The sequence below is a fragment of the Aggregatibacter kilianii genome, from assembly GCF_003129965.1.
Taxonomy (GTDB): Bacteria; Pseudomonadota; Gammaproteobacteria; order Enterobacterales; family Pasteurellaceae; genus Aggregatibacter; species Aggregatibacter kilianii_A.
In genome coordinates, this window is sequence record NZ_NRCJ01000029.1 from 1 (window position 1) to 3,085 (window position 3,085).

A 3,085-nucleotide genomic window follows, 5' to 3' on the forward strand; every position below is an offset into this window, starting at 1 on the left:
CATACATACCAAAATAATAAAGCCACAAAAAAGAGCGGTCAGAAAAACAGTTGGATTTCTGACCGCTCTTTGGCTTTCCGAGTTAAATAAAATTGACTATTTGTTTACTTGGCTTCCGATTAAACCGCCAAGTGCTGCGCCACCCAAAGTTGCGCCGGTTGAACCACCGATTACATTACCGGCAACGCCACCAATTGCGGCACCAATAGCCGTATTTTTTTGCGTTCTGCTCATGCCACCGCAGGCGCTTAGTGTCACGGCTAATGTCACGATGCCAAGAATTTGAACCAGTTTTTTCATTTTAAAACCTCATTAGTTACTAAAATAAGATGAGTAATGCTCTCATTGTTACTCATCGCTTTAGACTGAGCTTCCATGAAAAAGTTTATTTTTTACGTAGAGACACTTCTCCTGCATTGAAATATTGCGTGCCATTTTCTGTTATCACACATAAATGTCCTGTGGAATTGATCCCTTGCGCAATGCCCGATATTGTGCCTTTCTCCGTGATAACATTAACATCCGCGCCCAAATAAGCATCGTGATCAAGCCATTGTTGTTGTAATTCGGCATCTATTCCGTGCTGTTCAAAATGTGCCAAATAACGATAAATGGTTTTCGTCATTTTAATGATTAGTTGCTCACGATCGACGTCGGGAAAAAATTCACTTAATTCCGCCCAAGGTTGATCAATTTTTTTCTCTTGCCCTAAAGAAATATTCATACCGATGCCCACAATGAGGTTAAGCATGCCGTTTTTACGATTAACGATTTCGACCAAAATGCCTGCCAATTTTCGATCGTTAACTAAAATATCATTCGGCCATTTCACTTGGAAACCGTACATCTCCGACTCTGCCAGCGCCTGCACCACAGCGAGACCAATCACCGAGCTTAAGCCTTCCAATGATTTTGTCGGATTCAGTTGCCAATAAAAACTCATGATAATTTGTCCGGCAAAGGGAGAAATCCACTGTCTGCCGCGTCGTCCGCGCCCTTCTGTTTGATATTCCGCCAGGCACAGATCACCTTTTTGTAACTGTTCCAAATGTTCTAATAAGAATTGATTAGTGGATGAGATAACAGGCTTTAGCGTAACGCGGTAAGGTGCTAACGCCTCAGTCAAATGTTGTGCATTTAATAGCGGCATCTCCGGAATCAAATAAAGATGGTCGTTTTCCACCTCAAAACGCAAGCCTTGTTGCTCCAATTGGCGGATCTCCTGCTGTAATTGCTGTTTGGAGCAAGCCAAAAGTGCGGTCAAATTTTCCAATGAATTTTCAACACCGCTCATTAATAATTCTAATAATTTCGCCATGTAATTTCCTTGTTGATAGAATTGTCCCTATCATACGCTAAACGGCATTTTTTATAAATTTTTGTTCCCAATTTTAGGGGAAATCTGTATAATCCGTCCGCAATATTTTTTCCCAAACATTCAACTAAGAGAGATATTGCAATGGCATTACGCATACAAAAAGAGGCATTAACGTTTGACGACGTTCTTCTCCTGCCCGCCCACTCCACCGTGTTACCGAACACTGCTAACCTTTCCACTCAACTTACCTCCACCATTCGTTTGAACATTCCAATGCTATCCGCTGCGATGGATACCGTCACCGAAGCAAAATTGGCAATTTCATTAGCCCAAGAAGGCGGTATTGGCTTTATTCATAAAAATATGACCATCGAACGCCAAGTGGATCGCGTACGTAAAGTGAAAAAATTTGAAAGCGGCGTGGTCTCCGACCCAATTACCGTGCCACCGAATTTAACCATCAGTGAATTAAAAGCCATTGCGCAGAAAAACGGTTTCGCCGGCTATCCTGTGGTTGATGCGGACAATAACTTAGTGGGCATCATTACCGGTCGTGATACCCGTTTTGTGTCCAATGTTAATAAAACCGTTGCCGATTTTATGACCCCGAAAGATCGTTTGGTCACCGTAAAAGAAGACGCGCAACGCGACGAAATTTTCCAATTAATGCATGAACATCGCGTAGAAAAAGTGTTGGTAGTGGATGACAACTTCAAATTGAAAGGCATGATCACCTTAAAAGACTACCAAAAAGCCGAGCAAAAACCGAACGCCTGTAAAGACGAATTCGGTCGTTTACGCGTGGGTGCGGCGGTGGGCGCAGGTGCAGGCAATGAGGAGCGAATTGATGCGTTAGTTAAAGCCGGCGTAGATGTGTTATTGATCGACTCTTCCCACGGACATTCCGAAGGCGTGCTGCAACGCGTACGCGAAACCCGCGCCAAATACCCTAACCTGCCGATCATTGCCGGCAATATTGCCACTGCTGAAGGCGCCATTGCCCTAGCGGATGCCGGTGCAAGTGCAGTGAAAGTGGGTATCGGTCCTGGTTCTATTTGTACCACCCGTATCGTCACCGGCGTAGGCGTACCGCAAATTACGGCAATTTCTGATGCGGCGGAAGCCTTAAAAGATCGCGGCATTCCGGTAATTGCCGACGGCGGTATCCGCTATTCAGGTGACATTGCCAAAGCCATTGCCGCCGGCGCCAGCTGCGTGATGGTGGGATCGATGTTTGCCGGAACAGAAGAAGCGCCGGGCGAAATCGAATTGTATCAAGGCCGTGCCTTCAAATCTTATCGTGGCATGGGATCTCTCGGCGCCATGGCGAAAGGCTCCAGCGATCGTTATTTCCAATCAGATAACGCCGCTGACAAACTCGTGCCGGAAGGCATTGAGGGACGTATTCCTTATAAAGGCTTGTTGAAAGAAATCATCCATCAACAAATGGGCGGTTTGCGTTCCTGCATGGGCTTAACCGGTTGCGCCACCATCGACGAATTACGCACCAAAGCCCAGTTCGTGCGTATCAGCGGCGCAGGAATTAAAGAAAGTCATGTGCATGATGTCACCATCACCAAAGAAGCACCGAATTATCGCATGAGCTAGTTCAGTGCATAAAAAGTGCGGTCGGTTTTTAAAACGTTTTTTAAACCGACCGCACTTTTCTCTGCTCCCCAAAAGTTGAATACGTTCCTCGTTATAATAACGAATATAGTCATGTATTGCCCGTTCTAATTCATCAATATTGTTAAACCGGCGGGAATA

General features: G+C 45.2%; 4 protein-coding genes. 1 reads left to right on the top strand and 3 read right to left on the bottom strand.

Going from position 1 to position 3,085, the window contains the following annotated elements:
- Positions 1 to 96 precede the first annotated feature (96 nt).
- Together DK430_RS13015 and birA are read right to left on the bottom strand one after the other, a co-directional pair.
- Positions 97 to 300, bottom strand: coding sequence for a YMGG-like glycine zipper-containing protein (locus DK430_RS13015; RefSeq protein ID WP_109079471.1), 204 nt, complete (start codon positions 298 to 300; stop codon positions 97 to 99).
- 85 nt (positions 301 to 385) lie between these two features.
- Positions 386 to 1,318: a bifunctional biotin--[acetyl-CoA-carboxylase] ligase/biotin operon repressor BirA gene (gene birA, locus DK430_RS13020; RefSeq protein WP_109079472.1), complete on the bottom strand. Its 933-nt coding sequence runs from the start codon at positions 1,316 to 1,318 to the stop codon at positions 386 to 388.
- A gap of 141 nt (positions 1,319 to 1,459) precedes the next feature.
- On the opposite strand from birA, the gene guaB reads away from it, so the two are divergent.
- Positions 1,460 to 2,926, top strand: coding sequence for an IMP dehydrogenase (guaB, locus tag DK430_RS13025; protein ID WP_109079473.1), 1,467 nt, complete (start codon positions 1,460 to 1,462; stop codon positions 2,924 to 2,926).
- Here guaB and DK430_RS13495 read toward each other — a convergent pair.
- Positions 2,819 to 3,085: IS3 family transposase (locus DK430_RS13495; RefSeq protein WP_109079474.1), on the bottom strand; the 267-nt coding region annotated here is incomplete at its 5' end. The two genes, guaB and DK430_RS13495, sit on opposite strands and share 108 nt — an antisense overlap.